Origin of the sequence: Devosia sp. (assembly GCF_014860165.1) — a bacterium.
Taxonomy (GTDB): domain Bacteria; phylum Pseudomonadota; class Alphaproteobacteria; order Rhizobiales; family Devosiaceae; genus Devosia.
The window spans coordinates 1-19,100 of record NZ_JACZKG010000032.1 but is presented as its reverse complement, the minus strand read 5'-3'; the positions used below and the strand labels follow the sequence as shown (position 1 = coordinate 19,100).

General features: G+C 63.7%; 17 protein-coding genes. 3 read left to right on the top strand and 14 right to left on the bottom strand.

The window, feature by feature from the left end; all coding sequences use genetic code 11:
- Positions 1 to 156 precede the first annotated feature (156 nt).
- Positions 157 to 1,539 (bottom strand): sigma-54 dependent transcriptional regulator, encoded by a 1,383-nt coding sequence (locus IH615_RS07140; protein ID WP_291360978.1) that lies wholly within the window; start codon positions 1,537 to 1,539, stop codon positions 157 to 159.
- On the bottom strand, positions 1,539 to 3,875 hold the full coding sequence (locus IH615_RS07135; protein ID WP_291360977.1) for a PAS domain-containing sensor histidine kinase: 2,337 nt from the start codon (positions 3,873 to 3,875) through the stop codon (positions 1,539 to 1,541). The genes IH615_RS07140 and IH615_RS07135 overlap by 1 nt, the downstream gene beginning before the upstream one ends.
- A gap of 371 nt (positions 3,876 to 4,246) precedes the next feature.
- Here IH615_RS07135 and IH615_RS07130 point away from each other — a divergent pair, with 371 nt between their 5' ends.
- On the top strand, positions 4,247 to 5,386 hold the full coding sequence (locus IH615_RS07130) for a YihY/virulence factor BrkB family protein (RefSeq protein ID WP_291360976.1): 1,140 nt from the start codon (positions 4,247 to 4,249) through the stop codon (positions 5,384 to 5,386).
- A gap of 11 nt (positions 5,387 to 5,397) precedes the next feature.
- Here the strand turns inward: IH615_RS07130 and ntrC are convergent, their stop codons facing one another.
- The 3 genes from ntrC to dusB are packed head-to-tail and all read right to left on the bottom strand — an operon-like array spanning position 5,398 to position 8,977.
- Complete coding sequence (gene ntrC / locus IH615_RS07125) at positions 5,398 to 6,843, bottom strand: nitrogen regulation protein NR(I) (RefSeq protein WP_291360975.1); 1,446 nt, start codon at positions 6,841 to 6,843, stop codon at positions 5,398 to 5,400.
- Positions 6,840 to 7,979, bottom strand: a complete 1,140-nt coding sequence (locus IH615_RS07120; protein ID WP_291360974.1) for an ATP-binding protein — start codon at positions 7,977 to 7,979, stop codon at positions 6,840 to 6,842. The genes ntrC and IH615_RS07120 overlap by 4 nt, the downstream gene beginning before the upstream one ends.
- Positions 7,976 to 8,977 carry a tRNA dihydrouridine synthase DusB gene (dusB, locus tag IH615_RS07115; RefSeq protein WP_291360973.1) on the bottom strand — a complete coding sequence of 334 codons (1,002 nt, stop codon included), beginning with the start codon at positions 8,975 to 8,977 and terminating at the stop codon, positions 7,976 to 7,978. The genes IH615_RS07120 and dusB overlap by 4 nt, the downstream gene beginning before the upstream one ends.
- Positions 8,978 to 9,154: 177 nt before the next feature.
- Between dusB and IH615_RS07110 the strand changes: the two genes are divergently transcribed.
- Together IH615_RS07110 and IH615_RS07105 are read left to right on the top strand one after the other, a co-directional pair.
- Entirely contained in the window at positions 9,155 to 10,345 is a 1,191-nt protein-coding gene (locus IH615_RS07110) for a bifunctional 2-C-methyl-D-erythritol 4-phosphate cytidylyltransferase/2-C-methyl-D-erythritol 2,4-cyclodiphosphate synthase (RefSeq protein ID WP_291360971.1), read from the top strand.
- On the top strand, positions 10,345 to 10,857 hold the full coding sequence (locus tag IH615_RS07105) for a CinA family protein (protein WP_291360970.1): 513 nt from the start codon (positions 10,345 to 10,347) through the stop codon (positions 10,855 to 10,857). The genes IH615_RS07110 and IH615_RS07105 overlap by 1 nt, the downstream gene beginning before the upstream one ends.
- Before the next feature lie 37 nt (positions 10,858 to 10,894).
- Here IH615_RS07105 and IH615_RS07100 read toward each other — a convergent pair whose 3' ends face one another.
- From IH615_RS07100 to IH615_RS07060, 9 genes are all read right to left on the bottom strand, one after another.
- Entirely contained in the window at positions 10,895 to 11,338 is a 444-nt protein-coding gene (locus IH615_RS07100; RefSeq protein WP_291360969.1) for a type II toxin-antitoxin system RatA family toxin, read from the bottom strand.
- Between the two features lie 143 nt (positions 11,339 to 11,481).
- Positions 11,482 to 12,435, bottom strand: coding sequence for a lipoyl synthase (gene lipA, locus IH615_RS07095; RefSeq protein WP_291360967.1), 954 nt, complete (start codon positions 12,433 to 12,435; stop codon positions 11,482 to 11,484).
- Between the two features lie 30 nt (positions 12,436 to 12,465).
- Positions 12,466 to 12,723, bottom strand: coding sequence for a GlsB/YeaQ/YmgE family stress response membrane protein (locus tag IH615_RS07090; RefSeq protein WP_291361113.1), 258 nt, complete (start codon positions 12,721 to 12,723; stop codon positions 12,466 to 12,468).
- 107 nt (positions 12,724 to 12,830) lie between these two features.
- Entirely contained in the window at positions 12,831 to 13,076 is a 246-nt protein-coding gene (locus IH615_RS07085; protein WP_291360965.1) for a GlsB/YeaQ/YmgE family stress response membrane protein, read from the bottom strand.
- An 8-nt stretch (positions 13,077 to 13,084) separates the two neighbouring features.
- Positions 13,085 to 14,125: a Gfo/Idh/MocA family oxidoreductase gene (locus tag IH615_RS07080; protein WP_291360963.1), complete on the bottom strand. Its 1,041-nt coding sequence runs from the start codon at positions 14,123 to 14,125 to the stop codon at positions 13,085 to 13,087.
- Positions 14,126 to 14,172: 47 nt separating this feature from the next.
- Entirely contained in the window at positions 14,173 to 15,612 is a 1,440-nt protein-coding gene (lpdA, locus tag IH615_RS07075) for a dihydrolipoyl dehydrogenase (RefSeq protein ID WP_291360961.1), read from the bottom strand.
- A 30-nt stretch (positions 15,613 to 15,642) separates the two neighbouring features.
- Entirely contained in the window at positions 15,643 to 16,293 is a 651-nt protein-coding gene (locus IH615_RS07070) for an SGNH/GDSL hydrolase family protein (protein ID WP_291360959.1), read from the bottom strand.
- 12 nt (positions 16,294 to 16,305) lie between these two features.
- The gene (locus tag IH615_RS07065) at positions 16,306 to 17,667 is read right to left on the bottom strand and encodes a pyruvate dehydrogenase complex dihydrolipoamide acetyltransferase (protein ID WP_291360957.1); all 1,362 of its coding nucleotides are present in this window, start codon (positions 17,665 to 17,667) and stop codon (positions 16,306 to 16,308) included.
- A gap of 11 nt (positions 17,668 to 17,678) precedes the next feature.
- Positions 17,679 to 19,067: a pyruvate dehydrogenase complex E1 component subunit beta gene (locus tag IH615_RS07060; RefSeq protein ID WP_291360955.1), complete on the bottom strand. Its 1,389-nt coding sequence runs from the start codon at positions 19,065 to 19,067 to the stop codon at positions 17,679 to 17,681.
- Between the last annotated feature and the right edge of the window lie 33 nt (positions 19,068 to 19,100).

Here is a 19,100-nt window from a genome sequence, read left to right as displayed (position 1 = left end):
TCGCTGTCGTCGTTGCAACCACCTGCCATTCCAGCCTCGGGACTGCCGCCCAGTCCCTGCTGGCATGAATTCATCACGCACTAACGACTATGGCACATATCGTTTTTCGTGCCTACCGCGCCAATTGCATGGCGCCCCCGAATTTTCAGAAGATTTTCAGAGTCCCAGTGACTTGATCTTCCGGTGCAGGGCGCTGCGCTCCATACCAACAAACTCCGCCGTCTTGGAGATGTTCCCGCCAAACCGTTCGATCTGCGCCAGCAGATACTGCCGCTCGAAAACTTCGCGGGCATCGCGCAGCGGCAGGCTCATCAGGTGAGCGGACGCATCGGTATCGCCAACCGTCGGCAGCACTTCACCAATGTCGGACGGCAGCATGGCGGCCGTAATGACGCCATCGGCGGGTTGCTGGTCCTTCATCAGGATCAGCAGGCGTTCTATGGAGTTGCGCAATTGCCGCGCATTGCCCGGCCATTCCTGCGCCTGCAGCACGGCAATGGCGTCGTCGCCCACGGTCACGCGCTGCAGATTGTGCATGCGGCAGACCTGCTCGATAAAGACATTGACCAGCGGCGGCACGTCCTCGCGGCGCTCCTTGAGGGGCGTCAGCGGCAGCGGCACGATGGATAGGCGATGGAACAGATCCGAGCGCAGTTCGCCCGACTCGACCAGCGCCGCCACATTCTGTGAGCTCGATGAGATGATGCGCACGTCGATCGGCACGGCCTGGGTCCCGCCGACGCGGTTGAAGCGGTTTTCCACCAGCGTCCGCAGCAGCGCCGCCTGCGTCTGGGCAGGCAGCGTCGTCACTTCGGACAGATAGAGCGTGCCGCCATGAGCCTTTTCCAGGGCCCCGACCTCGACCTTGAGCATGCTGTTCTTTTCGCGCGCTTCGCGCCCGAAAAGTACGACGGACACCTCCTCGGGGGCATAGAGCGAAGCGTTGATTTCGACGAATGGCGACTCGGCGCGCGGGCTGCGCTGATGGATCAGGCGCGCCACCAGGCCCTTTCCGGTCCCGGAAGGGCCGGAAATGAAGATGCGGGAATTGGTCGGGGCCGATTTCTCGATGATGGCCCGCACCTGCTGCAAAGCCGGCGACGTGCCGACCATATCGGCGCTCTTGGTCGCCGAGCGCTCCTTGAGTTCGGCCACCTCGTTGCGGAGGCGCGTTGCCTCCATGGCTCGCTGGGTGATGTGCAGCAGCCGGTCGATCTTGAAGGGCTTCTCGATATAGTCGTAGGCGCCGCGACGGATGGCGGACACCGCCGTTTCCACATTGCCATGGCCGGAGATCATCACCACCGGCATATCGGGGTGCTGGCTCTGGAACACATCGAGCAGCTGCAGCCCGTCAAGGCGGGAGCCCTGCATCCAGATGTCGAGGAAGACCAGGCTTGGCCGGCGGCGGGCAATCTCGTTGAGGCCGCTATCGGCGTCGTGGGCCTGTCGGGTCTCGAAGCCCTCGTCCTCGAGGATGCCCGCGATCAGGTCACGAATGTCGTCTTCGTCGTCAATAATAAGAATATCGAGTGCCATTACTTGTGAACCACCGCTGAAGCCAGCGGTTCCTCCTGTTGGGCGGATTGGTCGTTCGGGTCGTCCGGACCTGCCGCCACTGAAGATTTGGTGGGCGATTGCAGGGGTAGCGTGAATGTTACGCAGGCGCCGATCCGGCCGGCCGGATCGGGCTCTGCGTCGATGAGCTCGACGATGCCGCCGTGCTGTTCGATGATCTTGGCGACGATGGCCAGGCCCAGGCCGGTGCCCTTTTCCCGGGTCGTCATATAGGGTTCCAGCAGCCTTTGCCTGTTATCCTTGGGCCAGCCCTTGCCATTGTCGGAGACGGCAACCCGCGCATGGCTGGCCTCCAACTGGGCCTCCACGGTGATCGTCGGCGTCCAGCTATCAGATTTTTCCACTGATTCAAACGCTTCCACCGCGTTCTTGATCAGATTAGTGAGCGTCTGCGAAATGAGCCGGCTGTCGAACCACGCGTAGATCGGGTCCTCGGGCAACGTGGTGTGGATGGTTATTTCCGGCAGGCGAACGCTCTCGAGGAACACTGCCTGGCGGACCGTATCGTTGAGGTCGGCGATTTCGGGGGCGGCCTCGGGCATGCGGGCAAAGGCCGAAAATTCGTCGACCATGCGGCCGATATCGCCCACCTGGCGCACGATGGTGTTGATGCATTTGTCGAAGACGTCGCGGTCGTCCTCCAGCCGCGCGCCGTAGCGACGACGCAGCCGCTCCGCGGAAAGCTGAATCGGCGTCAGCGGGTTCTTGATCTCATGGGCGATGCGGCGCGCCACGTCGGCCCAGGCGCTCGTCCGCTGCGCCGATTCCAGATCGGTAATGTCGTCGAAGGTCAGAACGTAACCCTTTGATTCGGTTATCGAACCCTCGCGGGTCAACTGCACCTGGTAGGTACGCCGATCGGTTTCATTACCAAGCTGGATCTGGTCGCGCACCTGGCCGCGCCGGGCGGAACGCGCGCGTTCCAGCGTAGGGGCAAGCTGCGGCATGACCTTCTCGATGGGCTCGCCCATCAGGTCGATTTCGTCGCGGTCCAGCATTTCGCAGGCGCGGGCATTGACCAGCGTGACCGCCCCGAACGGATCAAGGCCGATAATGCCGGCCGACACGCCTTCCACCACCGCCTCGGTGAACTGGCGCCGCTTCTCGTTCATCTCGCTGGCCGTCAGCAGCGCCTCGCGCTGGCTCTTGAGCTGCTCGGTCATGCGGTTGAAGCCGTTGCTGAGGTCCCGCAGGTCGCCCCTGCCCTCCTGTACTGGCACCTGTACGTCGAGGTCGCCCTTGCTGACGCGGTTGGAGGCGATCATCAGGTTTCGGATCGGGTCGACGAAGCGATTGGCAAGCGCGATGCCGATCCACAGGGCCGCCAGCAGCAGCACCACGGCGAGGCCGACATACATGATGGTGAAGGTGATCTGGAACACCAGACGGTTGGACGCATACTGGCGGTATTCGGTGATGTTCTCGTCGGTGAGCTGCATATATTCGAGCACCTCGGCCTCGACGGGCCGGGCCACGAACAGGTAGGTATCCTCATATCCCCGCAGCTTGATGACGGAGCCGACAAGGTTGATCCGTCCCGGCGCGATCGCCGCCGGTATGCCCTCCACCAGTCCGGCGGTTATGCCATCAGGCAGGCGGGGATAGGCTCCCTGCACCGCGATCTGGGCGCGCATCAACGTATCGCCCTGGGCGTTGACCAGCGAGGTGAAGGGCAGCGAGCGGGTCACGGCCAAGGCCGTGAGGATACGCTGGAACCGTTCCTTGTCCTCGTTATAGGTGCCGTGGGCCTGCTCGAGTTCCTCGGCCACCCAGATGACATCGTCGCGCAACACCTGGGCATGTTCGAGCATGTAGGAGCGTGCAACCAGCCGCGAGCTCTCCACCATGGCGCGCGTGCGCTCGGAGAACCACTGATCCAGCCCCTGGTTGAGCGCGATGGTCGCGACCACGGCGACGATCGCCGCCGGAATCGCGGCCACCAGCGCGAACATCGTCACCATGCGGATCTGCATGCCGGCGCCGGCCTGCCCCCGCATGCGGGCCTGGATCAGCAGCATGGCCTCGGTCACCACCAGGGCGATCACCAGCAGCACGAGCACCCCGGTGACGATCCAGATCACGGTCCAGACAGTGGTCGAGGGTTCGATATTGGTCGTGCCCGAGAGAATCAGGAACGAAATCGACGACATCAGCACCGAGGCGGACACCACGATGAAGCCCAGGATGCGAAGCGACCGGTTGTTGCGGGCAACAGAAAACGGCGACTTGACCGGCTGAGTCACATCGCTCGCGATATCCCGTTGGGCCGCCTCGCCTGTCGCTGCTAAGTCATTCATCAATGCCCAAGGGCACTCCATTTCCGCCGCAGGGGCAGAACCTGACCCAATTTGTCCGACCCTTCAAGACAATTGTTGCCAAAATGTGACACTCGATTGCGGCAGGAAAACGCTCCAGTGGAGCGTTTTCCGCAATCGAGGCCCGGAGAGCTACGCTCGCAGGGCCGGGATGTTCAGCAAACTGGTTGCCCGTGACACTGGATAGCGGTCTGGCCGCCTGCCGCTCCTGGACAAATAACTGACAGGGGTCGGGAACAGCCGAAGTCTGAGGACATTGCTACTGGCAAGCCAGGAGCTCGTCCCATGAGTTCAATCGACTCTCTGCCGTCTGCACCTACGACAAGTCGCGGGCCTCAATTGGGCGTGCATAAGTGACTGAGCGAAGTGGTGCGGATCATACGCTTCCCACAGAGGCCGACAGGCAGAATGCCAGGCAGGTTGGCCGTGGCCGCCGGGCGACCGATCCGACCGATATTCCCGGGCCAGGTCGTCTCGACATATTGTGGCGGCTCTATCGCAGCATCGCCGAAGACCGCATCATGCTCACCGCGGCCGGGGTCGCCTTTTACGTGCTGTTGGCCCTTGTGCCAGCGCTGACTGCCGTTGTCTCGATCTACGGGTTGTTCAACAATCCCAGCGGTGTCATCGATCAGGTCGAAATGCTGAGAGGGATCGTTCCGCCCGGCGTATTGGAGACCATCCGCGATCAGCTCGTTCGCCTCACCCGACAGAGCAACAACACGCTTGGCCTGGCTCTGGTCTTCTCACTTGTCCTTGCGCTGTGGAGCGCCAGTGCCGGGGTGAAGGCCATGTTTGAGGCCCTGAACATCGCCTATGGCGAAGAGGAGAAGCGGTCCTTCCTCCATCTGAACGCGATGGCGTTGCTCTTTACCCTTGGCGGCGCCGTTGCCGCGTGCCTGGTGGTTGGCGTGCTGTTGCTCCTGCCGGCGGTCATCATGCGGCTTCCAGGCGGCGAAGGCCTCGAATGGGCGGTGCGGGTGGCGTCATACGGCATATTGATGCTGGTGGTGCTGGCGGTGCTTGCAGCGCTCTATCGCTGGGGGCCAAGCCGGCAGGCCGCCAAGTGGCGCTGGATCACCCCAGGCGTGATCCTCACCGTGGCGCTGTTCGGCGCCGTTTCGGCGGTGTTTTCCTGGTACGTGGCCAATTTCACCGACAACAATGCCACCTATGGCTCCCTTGGCGCCACGATCGGCCTGATGACGTGGCTGTGGATCACCATGACACTGGTCATCATCGGCGCCGAGGTGAATTCGGAGATCGAACACCAGACGGCGCGGGACTCCACAACCGGGCCGGAAGAACCACTTGGCCAGAGAGGCGCTCAAGTGGCCGACAGCGTGGGCAGCGCCTGGCCTCGGGCGCGAAAGAAGCTGGAGCGCCCCCTGCCCCAGGACGAGCCGCGTCCAAAGCGCCTGTCATGGACCATCATCGCCTTCGCAGCGCCAGCGGCGCTGGCTCTGCACCTGGCCACCCGGCGGCGAAAGTAAAGCCGACGCGCCTAGCTGCGCCGGCTGTGCTTGACGATTTCGATGCTGTGCGTGCGGATCTTCTTGCGCAGCGTATTGCGGTTGAGCCCGAGCAGGTCTGCCGCCTTGATCTGGTTGCCGCCGCAGGCATTGATCGCCATGGCGATCAACGGCGCCTCCACGCGGTCGATCACCCGCTGGTAGAGGCCTGGCGGCGGCAGATTGGGCTCATATTCCCGCAACAGTTGGCCCACATGGGTCTCCACGGCCATCGATACGTCCATGGGCCCTGCCGCGCCGGGCGCTGCTGGGCGCTCGGCGATATTGAGTTCGTTCTGCACGATCTCGGCCGAGATGGATTCGTCGGCATAGAGGGCCGAGAGGCGCCGTACGAGATTTTCCAGCTCGCGGACATTGCCGGGCCAGGAATAATTCTGCATCAGCCGGATGGCGTCGGGCGAGATCGACTTGATCGGCTCCCCCTCGCGCTGCGCGACCTTGAGGAAATGCGCGGCCAGGTCACCCACATCGTCGACGCGCTCGCGCAGCGGCGGCAGTCGGATCGGCACGACATTGAGGCGGTAGTAGAGGTCTTCGCGGAACAGGCCCTGCCGGATCATCTGGCTCAGGTCACGGTGGGTGGCGGCGACGATACGGACATTGGTCTTGATCGCGCTGCGACCGCCCACCATCGTGTATTCGCCTTCCTGCAGCACGCGCAGCAGGCGCGTCTGGGCATCCATCGGCATGTCGCCGATCTCGTCGAGGAACAGCGTGCCGCCCTCGGCCTGCTCGAAACGACCGGACGAGCGGGTGTTGGCGCCGGTAAAGGCGCCCTTCTCGTGGCCGAACAGTTCGGCTTCGATCAGGTCGCGCGGGATAGCGGCCATGTTGATGGCCACAAATGGTCCGTTGCGGCGCTTGCCGAAGTCGTGCAGCGCCCGCGCTACCAGCTCCTTGCCGGTACCGCTCTCGCCGGTGATCATCACCGTCAGGTCGGTCTGCATCAGTCGCGCCAGGGCGCGGTAGATGTCCTGCATGGCGGTGGAGCGGCCCACCAGCGGCATCGTCTCGCCCGGTTCGTCCGCCTTGCGCTCGGCATTGGTTGGCTTCTTGGCATCCGCCAGCGCCCGCGCCACCACCGACAAGACCTCGGTGATATCGAACGGTTTGGGCAGGTACTCGTAAGCGCCGACCTCCGACGCGCGAATGGCCGTCATGAACGTATTCTGCGCGCTCATCACGATCATCGGCAGATCGGGGCGCAGCTTCTTGATCTTGGGCATCACCTCGAAGGCATTGCCATCGGGCATCGCCACGTCGGTGATCAGGATGTCACCCTCGCCCCGGCTGACCCAGTTCCACATGGTGGAAATGTTGCCGGTCGGGCGAACCTCGTAGCCGGCGCGCGTCAGCGCCTGGTTGAGCACCATGCGGATGGCGGCGTCATCATCGGCGAGCAGGACAACATGGCTCATTTGGCCGCTTCCTCATCAAGTGGTGCCTGGAATGCCCCGCTCGCAACGGGAAGCAGTATTCTGAATTTGGTGCGTCCCGGCCGGCTGTCGCAGTCGATCACGCCGCCATGGTCGCCGACGATCTTGGCCACCAGCGCCAGGCCGAGGCCCGAGCCATTCTGCTTGGTGGTGACGAAGGGGTCGAACAGGAAGGGCAGGATATCGGGGGGGACGCCGGGGCCGTTATCCTCGATGACAATCTCGAGCGGCAGGGAAATGCGCTCGGAGACGCCGGTGACGCTGATGCGGATGCCGGGCCGGAATGCCGTGGAGAATTTGATCTCGGGTTTCTGTGTCCGTTCAAGGGCTTCCGAGGCGTTCTTCACTAGGTTCAGGAACACCTGGATCAACTGGTCCCGGTTGCCATAGACCGGCGGCAGCGACGGATCATACTCCTCTGAGAAGGTGATCCCGCGCCCCACGCCATTGCGAGCCAGGAGCTTCACCCGGTCCAGCACGACGTGGATGTTGATCGGCTCGCGCTCCATCGGGCGCTCGTCGCCGAACACTTCCACCCGGTCGATCAGGCCGACGATGCGGTCGGTCTCCTCGCGGATCAGCCGCGCTAGGGGGATTTCGTCGCTATTGACCGTCTGCTCCAGCAGTTGCGCGGCGCCACGGATGCCCGAGAGCGGGTTCTTGATCTCGTGAGCCAGCATCGAGGCCAGGCCGGTAACCGAACGCGCGGCGCCGCGCGACACCATCTGGCGGTCGATCTTGTCGGCCATGGTGCGTTCCTGGATCAGCAGGGCCACGCGGCCGTCATTGTCCGAAAGCGGGCTGGCGAACACGTCGGCGATGCGCTCGTCGCCAAAGCGGGAGGAGCCGATGCGCACCCGGTATTCGGTCATGGGAGCGCGCCGTGCGGCCACGGTCTCGACCAAGCTGATGATCGGCGAGCCGAAAGCGATGAGGTCGTCCAGCCGTTGGCGGGTCAGCACGCTCAGCGACGCCCCGAAAAAGGCTTCGGCGGCATAGTTGACGAAGGTGATCTGGCGATCCTCGCCGCAAACGATGATCGGCTGTGGCAGGGCCTGCAGCACCGCGGTTGACGGAACGGGGCTGACGGCGGGCGCCGGGGCCTCTATGGCGCTCATGCTGCGGCCCTTTGTTCGCTGGAAAAGATGGTGCCGATCTGTCGGATGACCTCGGCCGGGTCTTCATTGTTGAGGAAGGCGTTGCGATCGGGCTTGGCGAGCACGATGCCGGCCGCCTCGGTGTACCAGTCCAGATGCTTGCGCGCGGCGCGCAGGCCGACGGCGGTGCCATATTCGATCAGCATGTCCTCGTAGTGCTCGGTCACCAGCGCCACCAGGTCCGCGCCATCAGGTGTCGCCGGCCCGGCCCGTCCGGCCAGCCCTGCCCCGATCTGTGCCACCGCCCAGGGCTGCCCCTGCGCACCGCGGCCCAGCATCACGGCGGCGGCGCCCGACTGCCGCAACGCCTCGCGCGCGGTCTTCAGATCGACAATGTCGCCATTGACCACGACCGGTACGTCAACCGCTTCGACAACGGCCCGTACCAGCTCCCAGCGTGCAGTGCCCTTGTAGAATTGCTGCCGCGTGCGACCATGCACCGTGATCATCTGCACCCCCGCCTCGACGGCGCGCCGCGCCATGTCCGCGGCGTTGAGGCTGTCGTCATCCCAGCCCAGTCGCATCTTGACCGTCACCGGCAGCGGTGTTGCCTTCACCACGGCATCGATCAGCGTCATCGCATGATCTGGCACGCGCATCAGCGCCGAGCCGGCATAGCCATTGGTCACGCGCTTGGCAGGGCAGCCGAAATTGATGTCGATGATATCGGCGCCCGCATCGTGCACAATCCTGGCGCCGCGCGTCATCCACTCGGTCTCGCAGCCCGCGAGCTGCACCATATGCGGCAGGCTGCCCGGCTTGCCGAGCTTGCGAGCCATCTCGTGGTTGCCGACGGCCAGGGCATTGCTGGCGATCATCTCGGATACCACCATGCCGGCACCGAAACGCTCGGCGAGCTTTCGGAACGGCCGGTCGGTGATTCCCGCCATCGGCGCCAGGAACGCGGTGTTGCGCACCAGATGGCCCCCGATGCTCAACTTGCAGGCATCTTCAGACACAAACTGCCCCAGAAATGATCAAGTCCACAATAGTGCCTGCACAATAGTCAAAATGGCGGGTAGTGCAACACCCCATATGGCCCAGTCGACCGTGCTGCTGCCCTGCACTTGCCGCATGTCGTGGCGGGCGCTAGACCACGACGAGATTACGGTTTCAAGTTCAGAGTGCCGGGTTCCATGCGTCAAAAGTCGATTGCCGTCCTCGTCGTCGCCGCCGGCAAGGGCGAGCGGGTCAGCGCCGATGGTTCAACCGACCCCAAGCAATACCGACTTGTCGCCGGCAAGCCGGTCCTGGCCCGCACCATCAGCGCATTTCTCGGAGTGCCCAATCTCACCCGTCTGGTGACCGTCATTCACGCTGATCATGCGGAGCGCTATGCGGCGCTACGACTGGACGATGAACGACTGTTGCCGCCCGTCGTCGGCGGAGCGTCGCGACAGGCCTCGGTTCTGGAGGGCCTGAAGGCCCTGGCGCCGCACAAGCCCGATCTGGTGCTCATTCAGGATGCGGCGCGCCCCTTCGCGACGCTGCAGGTCATCGGTGACGTAATCGCCGCTCTCGATCAATATGAAGGCGCCCTGCCCGCCATTGGCGTCACCGATACTATCAAGCGCTCGACCGACGGACGCCAGGTCACGGCCACCGAGGACCGCAGCCGGCTGTTTGCGGCGCAGACGCCGCAAGGTTTCCGCTTCGGGCAGATCTTCTCCGCCCATATGCGTGCCTCGACCATTCGCCGCCAGTTCACCGATGATGCCGAAATCGCCGAATGGGCCGGTCTCCGCGTTGCCATCGTCACGGGCGACCGCGACAATATCAAGATCACCCACCCCGGGGATTTTACCCGGGCAGAGCGCATCCTATCCGGAGATCAGACCATGGAGACCCGCGTCGGCACCGGCTTTGACGTCCATCCGTTCGAACCGGGCGACGCGGTCTGGCTGGGCGGCGTCCGTATTCCCCATAAGGCGAAGCTCAAGGGGCATTCCGACGCCGACGTGGCGCTGCACGCACTGACCGACGCCATCCTCGGGGCCATCGGCGAAGGCGATATCGGTGTCCACTTTCCGCCCTCCGACATGCAGTGGCGCGGCGCGGCGTCGACGGTCTTCCTCAAGCATGCCGGGGTGCTCGTCGCCAGAGCCGGCGGGCGTATCGTCAATCTGGACGTGACAATCGTCTGCGAAGCGCCGAGGATCGGACCGCATGTTGCGGCGATGCAGGGGATTATCGCTGAAACACTCGGGATCGCGACCACACGGATCGCGATCAAGGCAACGACAAGCGAGCAACTCGGGTTTACCGGGCGGGAGGAAGGTATCGTGGCGATGGCGAGTGCAAGCGTAGAAGTGCCGAGGGTCGATTGATGGCAGCACGGAAAGTGGAGACGGCAACGTCCGATCCCGGCAAGCGGATCATCGATATCCTGACCGAAGCCAACAAGACCATTGTGACTGCCGAAAGCTGTACCGGCGGCATGATCGCGTCGGCACTAACAGACATTCCCGGGGCATCTGCCGCCGTTTATGGCGGCTACGTGACCTATGCCAACACTGCCAAGTCCCGCATGATTCACGTGCAGGCCCGCCTGATCCGCGACTATGGCGCGGTCAGCAACCAGGTGGCCCGGGCCATGGCCGATGGTGCGCGCAACACGGCGCGTGCGGACTACGCGGTCGCCGTGACAGGCATTGCCGGCCCGGATGGCGGCAGCGAAAAGAAACCCATCGGGCTGGTCTATGTCGCGGTCTCGTCAGAGCTGGCGACCGTGGTCATCGAGCATCGGTTCGGCGATCTGGGTCGCGATGAAATCCGCAAGGCAAGCGTCAGGGCGGCGCTCGATCTGGTGCTGCAGGTGCTGACCAGCGACAAGGATTAGGGCGACGGCTCTGCCGTCCCTAAGGGATGGATTAGGGTCAGTCTCCGTATCGCCGATCGGCCTCGTCGGCAAAGGCCTGCATAATCTCCGCCTGCTTGGCGGCGAAAGCCGGCTCGGCCACGGCTGCGATGAGCGGATTTGATATCTTGAAGTCGATCTCGAACCGGACCCGCGTGCCCATGCCTTCGGGCTCGAAGCTCCAGACGCTGTCGAGATAGGCGAACGGGCCGTCCACCGCCCTGGCCGAGATGGTCAGCGCCTGGTGGTCGAGCGTGACCCGGCTGGTATAGGCCTGGGTGATCGGCCCAAAGGACAGGGTCATCCTGGCCAGCCGCACGTCCGCCGCGCCGGCCGCGGGGTCCTTGCGAACCTCCATCGCCTTGCAGTTGGGAATGAAGCGCGGATAGTCATTGAGATCGGCCACGATCTCGAACATGGGCTGCGGCAGGTGCGGCACATGCCGCTCGAAGAAACGCTTCATTGATTTGGGCTATTCAGGGGTTTCGGTGGACCATGAATACTCCACGGCGTTATTCCCGCGAAGGCGGGAATCCATTCTTGCCAATGTGCCGCAGTAAGTGTGGCTCCCCGCCCGCGCGGGGATGACGTCCTGGTGCTGACGTCTCAATGTCCCATCTTCGCCATGCGCGCCGCCTTGAGCCGGGCAAAGTCCTCGCCGGCATGGTGGGACGAGCGGGTCAGCGGGCTGGACGAGACGAGCGCGAAGCCCTTGGCCGTCGCTACCGTCGCATAGGATTTGAACTCGTCCGGCGTCACGAAACGCTGCAGCGGATAGTGCTTCTTGGTCGGCTGCAGGTACTGGCCAATGGTCAGGAAATCCACATCGGCCGAACGCAGGTCGTCCATCAGCTGGAGCACTTCGTTCCGCTCTTCACCCAGCCCGACCATGATGCCGGACTTGGTGAACATGGTGGGGTCGAGTTCCTTGACCTTCTGCAGCAGGCGGATCGAGTGGAAGTAGCGGGCCCCCGGGCGCACCTTGAGATACTTGGAGGGTACGGTCTCAAGGTTATGGTTGAAGACGTCGGGCTTGGCCGCCACGACGATCTCCAGCGCGCCGTCCTTGCGCAGGAAGTCCGGCGTCAGGATTTCGATGGTGGTTCTCGGATTGGCGGCACGGATGGCCAGGATCACCTCGGCAAAGTGCCGAGCACCGCCGTCGGCGAGGTCGTCGCGGTCCACCGAGGTGATGACGACATGTTCCAGACCGAGCTTCTGGACCGCCAGGGCAACGCGTTCCGGTTCGCCAGCGTCAAGCGGTCCCGGCAGGCCGGTGCGCACATTGCAGAAGGCACAGGCGCGGGTGCAGATCTCTCCCATGATCATGAAGGTCGCGTGCTTCTTGGACCAGCATTCTCCGATATTGGGGCAGCCGGCTTCCTCACAGACGGTGACGAGATTGTTCTCGCGCACGATCTGCTGGGTTTCCTTGTAGACCGGTGAGCCCGGTGCCTTGACGCGGATCCAGTCCGGCTTGCGCAGCACCACGCTTTCGGGCCGGTTGGCCTTTTCGGGGTGGCGCGGCTTGAGCGCAGAGGTGTCGATCAGAGTGACCAAGGGATGTCCTGACGTTGGGTGCGACCGCGGTTAAGCGATCAGCCGTGCCAGCAGCACGACGATGATGGCGCCGACCGTCGAGGTGACGATCTGGCGAACCACATCGTTCCTGATCCCCAGATCGATCCGCAGCGCCGTGAACAGATACCCTCCCACGAACGAGCCGATCACCCCGCTGATGAGGTAGGTGATCAGGCCGCCGCCTCCGACGATGAGACTGGCGAGGAAGCCCGCCAGGATGCCGATGCCCAGAAAAATCAGGATCGCGCGATTATTGTTTCCACCCATGGTGAAGCCCCCGCCCGCAGTTTGCCGTTCCGGTAGTGCCATGATTTGCCCTCTCAAACTCTCCACGAGATATTGCGTCCCGTCGAGTGTCCTTCAAGCCCCCGCCCTTATCGAGCGACCACTCGGGCAACCAGGATCACGACGATAGCGCCGATGGTGGCGGTGATGATCTGGCTGACCAGCGCATTGCCGACCGGCAGCGAGATATTGGCCACCGAGAGCAGCCAGCCACCGACAAAGGCGCCAATGACGCCCACGATCAGGTTGCGCAGCAATCCGCCGCCGCCCAGCAGCAGGCCGGCAAGCCACCCGGCCACCAGCCCGATCGCCAGGAAAATCAGAAGTTCAGTCATGCCGACGCTCACTGCAGTACCTCCGCGATTTCAACCCATTCGCCATGCCGGGAAGCCGACAGAATCGTCGCCTGCACCAGGGCCAGCGAATGCAGGTTATCTTCTCCCGAGCTGAAACGCGCGGGAATCGCGCCGGTCTCGATCACCTTGGCGATGGCCGCGAGCGTACCCGTGCGGTCGGCATATTCGATGGGGTCGAGCGGAAAGGCGACCGCCTCGCCGTCCCGCTCGCGCAGGCTCAACTTGTCGGGGCCGGCTTTGCCCATGAAATGATCGCGCGAGCTCCAGATGATCTCGCCCTCCGAGCAATCCATGGTCCATTCGCCCGCCCAGGGGGTAACCGGGCCACTGCTCATCCAGCTGCCGCGATAGGACACGATGGTGCCCTTCTCGAATTCCAGCGTCGCCACGCCGATCGGATGATGCCCGAAGGGGCTGGCGGGCGGGTTCCAGGTGCGGCAGGAGACTCGCTTGGGATTGTCGTTCAGCACCATGCGCATCAGGTCGAAGTGGTGGATCGACATGTCGGCCAGCAGCGGATCAGGCATGTCCCAGTAGCGATAGCCCTGGCTGGGCGCATGGCGGCGGAAGTCGATCGACACCAGGTTTACCGGGCCGAACTTCTGCGCGCCGATCAGTTCGGCTGCCGCAATCGGTGCCGGCTGGAAGCGGTAGTTCTGGCTGACCATCAGCACCCGGCCGCTGGCGCGCGCCAGTTCGACCAGTTCCTTGGCCTGCGCGATGGTCGAAGCAAAGGGCTTCTCGACCAGCACGTTGAATCCCAGCTCGAGGCACCGCTTGACGACCGGATAATGCGCTTCGGTGCGGAGCGTGCAGATGGCGAGATCGGCTTCTACCCCTTTGGCCGCCTCGTCGAGGCTGTGGAAGCAGCGCCTTTCCTCGATCCCGAGTTCGCTCTGCACCCGCTTGATGGCCTCCGGACTGGAATCCACATAGCCCACCATGTGGATGTTGGGAACTTTGGGGATAACTTCCTTGGTCCAGCTGAATCCCCAGTGTCCCAGGCCGACTTGGATTGCCTTGACCATGTGGATAACTCCTTGAAAAGCCGTGTGATGCCTGTGGAAAGCGGCGGCTAGATGTTCAGCGCGCGCCCGTAAGCATCCAGAACGCTTTCCTTCATCGTTTCGCTCAGCGTCGGATGCGGGAAAATGGTGTGAATGAGCTCTTCCTCGGTCGTTTCGAGGTTCATGGCGATCACGAAACCCTGGATCAGTTCGGTCACTTCCGCGCCGACCATATGGGCGCCCAGCAGTTCACCGGTCTTGGCGTCGAAGATGGTCTTGACCAGCCCATCGGGCTCGCCCAGGGCGATCGCCTTGCCATTGCCGACGAAGGGGAAGCGGCCGACCTTGATCTCGCGTCCGGCTTCCTTGGCCTTGGCCTCGGTCAGGCCCACGCTGGCCACCTGCGGTTCGCAATAGGTGCAACCCGGCACCTTGGTTTTGTCCAGGCCATGGACCTTGAGCCCCGCGATCTTCTCGACGGTGATGACGGCTTCATGCTCGGCCTTGTGGGCGAGCATCGGCGGGCCGGCGACGTCGCCGATTGCCCAGATACCGGCGACGTTGGTCGCGCCATAGTGGTCGATGACGATGGCACCGCGCTCGGTTTTCACGCCGACCGTCTCGAGGCCCAGATTTTCGATGTTGCACTGGACGCCAACGGCCGAGATCAGCTTGTCGCCGGAGACCTGAAGCTTGCTCCCGTCTTTCAGCAAGACATCTGCAAGAATTCCTGCGGCATGCTTGGTGACTTTCTCCACCTTCGCGTCAGTCAGGATCTTGATGCCGCGCTTCTCCAGCCGCTTGCGCGCCAGGCCGGCAATCTCGGCATCCTCCACCGGCATGATCTGCGGCAGCAGCTCGATAATGGTCACTTCCGCGCCCATCGAGCGATAAAACGAGGCAAATTCAACGCCGATGGCGCCCGAACCCATCACCACCAGGCTCTTGGGCATGGCCGATGGCTTCATCGCCTCGAAATAGGTCCAGATCTTGTCGCCATCCGGCTCGATGCCGGGCAGCACGCGCGGCCGTGCGCCGGTCGCGATGATGATATTCTTGGCCTTGTAAGTGCCTTCACCCAAAGCGTTTTTCGGTGGCGGCACCTGCGGCTGCTGGATCGCCTTCTTGGTCGGCGCGACCTTGACCTCGCCCGGCTTGGTGATGACGGCCTCGCCCCAGATGATGTCGACCTTGTTCTTCTTCATCAGGAACTGGACGCCATTGTTCATCTGCGCCGCGATGGCGCGGCTGCGCTTCACCACGCCGTCGATGTCGAAGCCGAATTTTTCCGCCGTCAGGCCATAGTCCTTGGCGTGACTCATATGGCCGTAGATCTCGGCCGAGCGCAACAGGGCCTTGGTGGGAATGCAGCCCCAGTTGGAGCAGATGCCCGCCATGTGCTCGCGCTCGATGATGCCCACCTTCATGCCGAGCTGCGCGCCGCGGATGGCGGCAACATAGCCGCCGGGGCCGGCGCCGATGACGAGAAGGTCGTATTGGTCAGCCATTTGGGCCTCCGAAAAGTCTATTGGTGCGGGTCAAAGACCCAGCATGGATTTGACGACCGGCACTAGCCCCTCGCCGATCGCCCGCGTATTCCTGGCATCGAGATGCACGCCATCGAGCGGATCGGCCACGGCCACCGTCGAGGCGTCAAAAAATCCGGTATCCCATTCTTCAGCCCGGCGGGCGTAGTGGGCGGCAAACTGGCTGGATTGCTCCAGACCGTGCGCGAGGCCACCGAAATGGCCAAGCATGTCGGCATTCTCGGTGTCGCAGAGCAGCGGCGGCGCGACGAGGACGATCTTCGGGGCGGTCTCGCCCTTGCCGGCATAGTGGCCGCGGATGATCTGCACCAGCCGGCGCATGCCGAACGAAGCCTCCAGGGCCGAGCCGCAGATGGCGGGCTTGAGGTCATTGGTGCCCAGCATGATGATGACCATGTCGAGCGGCGAATGACTTTCCAGCAGCGTCGGCAGGATGCGGGCGCCGTTGCGATCGGCATTGGCATACCAGTCGTCCGACGCGGTGGTGCGACCGCCCAGCCCCTCGGCAATCACCCTGGCCTTGCCGCCCAGGCCCTTTTCCAGCACGGTCGGCCAGCGGTCTTCATAGGCGTGCCGCGGCCCGTTGGGCTGCGGATTGGCCCCGAATGTCAGACTGTCGCCATAGGCGAGAATGGTCTTCATGCGCCCTGCCCCTTAGGCCAGCATCATTACCGGGTTTTCGATCAGGCCCTTGAACACGCCGAGCAGTTCGGCGCCCAGCGCTCCGTCCACCGAACGGTGATCGCAGGAGAGAGTCACCGTCATGAAATTGGCGATCTTGACCTGGCGGGCATCGGCATAGACACGCTCTTCGCCCACACCGACGGCCAGGATCGTGCCATGCGGCGGGTTGATGACGGCGGCAAATTCCTTGATGCCGAACATGCCCAGGTTGGAGACCGAGGTGGCGCCGCCCTGGTATTCATGCGGCGCCAGCTTCTTGTTGCGGGCGCGGGTCGCCAGATCCTTGACCTCTTCGGAGATTTCCCGAAGCGTCTTGGTATCGCAGCTCTTGACCACCGGGGTGAACAGGCCGCCGGGAACGGCGACCGCCACGGCGACGTCGCTGCGCTTGTGATAGAGGATCGAATCCCCGGCCCAGGTGGCATTGGCCATCGGCACGCGCTGCAAGGCCACGGCCCAGGCCTTCATCACGAAATCATTGACCGAGAGCTTGTAGGCCGGCTTGCCGTCCTTGCCCTTGGGCGCCTGTGCATTGATCTGCTCGCGCGCGGCCAGCAGCGCATCGATTTTGCAGTCGAGCGTCAGGTAGAAATGCGGCACGGTCTGCTTGGATTCTGTCAGGCGCGCCGCCACGACTTTGCGCATGCCATCATTCGGCACCAGCTCGTAGCTGCCTTCCTGATAGAGGGCGAGAACCTGGGCCTTGGTCATGCCGCCGGCCAGTGCGGCGCCGCCAGTGGCGGGTGCGGATGCCGGTGCGGAAGTAGCAGCCTTGAGCGGTGTCTTGCCTGACTTGGCGGCTTCGACGTCGGACTTGACCACGCGGCCCTTGGGACCAGAACCGGAAATCGCCGACACCTCGATGCCGGCTTCCTTGGCCAGGCGCCGGGCGAGCGGCGAGGCAAACACCTTGCCACCTTCCGACTTGGTCGCGGCAGGCGCAGGAGCGGCCTTGGCAGCGGGCGCAGTCTGCGTCTCGGCATTGGCGCGGGTCACCGTGCCGGCATCGGCCTTGGGTGCCTCGGCGGCGGGCTTGGGAGCCTCAGCCTTCGGCTCTGCCTTGGGCGCAGCAGCCGCATCGGCGCTTTCGCCCTCCTGCAGCAGCACGGCGATGACGGCATTGACCTTCACGCCTTCGGTGCCTTCGGCGACCATGATCTTGCCGATCTTGCCTTCGTCCACGGCCTCGACTTCCATCGTGGCCTTGTCGGTTTCGATTTCGGCGATCACGTCACCGGAAGAGACGGAGTCGCCTTCCTTGACGTGCCACTTGGCGAGCTTGCCCTCTTCCATCGTCGGAGAGAGCGCCGGCATGGTGATATCGATTGGCATCCCGGTTCTCCTTACGAGCGGTAGGTCACGGCGTTGACCGCCGCGATCACTTCATCGACGTTCGGCAGCGCCAGCTTTTCGAGGTTGGCAGCATAGGGCATAGGCACGTCCTTGCCGGTGACGCGCATCACCGGAGCATCGAGATAGTCGAAGGCCTGCTCCATGACGCGGGCCGACAGCTCGGACCCGATGCCGCCCTGCGGCCAGCCCTCTTCCACCGTCACCAGGCGCCCGGTCTTCTTGACCGAGGCAATGACCGTGTCGCTGTCCATCGGACGCAGGGTGCGCAGGTCGATCAGCTCGACATCGACGCCGGCAGCAACCAGCTTCTCGGTCGCCTGGGTGGCGTAGCGCATGCCCATGGAGAAGGAGACGATGGTGACATCGGCGCCCTTGCGGGCAATGCGGGCCTTGCCGATCGGCAGGACGAAGTCATCGACCTTGGGGACGAGGCCGGTCGAGCCGTAGAGGATTTCGTTCTCTAGGAAGACGACCGGATTGGGCGAGCGAATGGCGGCCTTGAGCAGGCCCTTGGCGTCAGCGGCGCTATAGGGCGCGATGACGGTGAGGCCGGGCACGTGGCTGTACCAGGCCGAATAATCCTGGCTGTGCTGCGCGCCGACGCGGGCCGCGGCACCATTGGGACCGCGGAACACCATCGGCGCCTTGACCTGGCCGCCCGACATATAGAGCTGCTTGGCGGCCGAGTTGATGATCTGGTCGATCGCCTGCATGGCAAAGTTCCAGGTCATGAACTCAACGATGGGCTTGAGGCCGGCGAAAGCCGCGCCGACGGCCAGGCCGGCAAAGCCGTGCTCGGTGATCGGGGTATCGATGATGCGCTGGGGGCCGAATTCCTGCAGCAGGTTCTGGGTGATCTTGTAGGCGCCCTGGTATTCGGCCACCTCCTCGCCCATCACGAACACGTCCTTGTCACGGCGCAGTTCCTCAGCCATGGCCTCGTTCAGCGCCTGGCGCACGGTCATCTCGACCATCTCGACGCCATCAGGGAGGTTGGGGTCGCTCTGCGCTTCGAATTTCGGCGCTGCCGGTACGGCGGCAGTCGAAGGGGCGGCCTCGGCAGCCTTTTCGGCAGCCACGACAGGCGCTTCCGCGGGTTCGGGCGCGGTCTGGGCGACCGGCGCGGCGGAGGCAGTCTCGCCTTCAGCCAGCACCAGCGCGATCGGTGTGTTGACCTTCACGCCCTCGGTACCCTCGGCGACCAGCAATTCCTTGACCACGCCTTCATCGACCGACTCGACTTCCATCGTCGCCTTGTCGGTTTCGATTTCGGCGATGACGTCGCCGGATTTCACCTCGTCGCCCTCCTTCACCAGCCATTTGGCGAGCGTTCCTTCCTCCATGGTCGGCGAGAGCGCGGGCATCAGGATTTGGGGCATATCAGCTCTCCAGGAGATTTGGTGCGCCGGGCA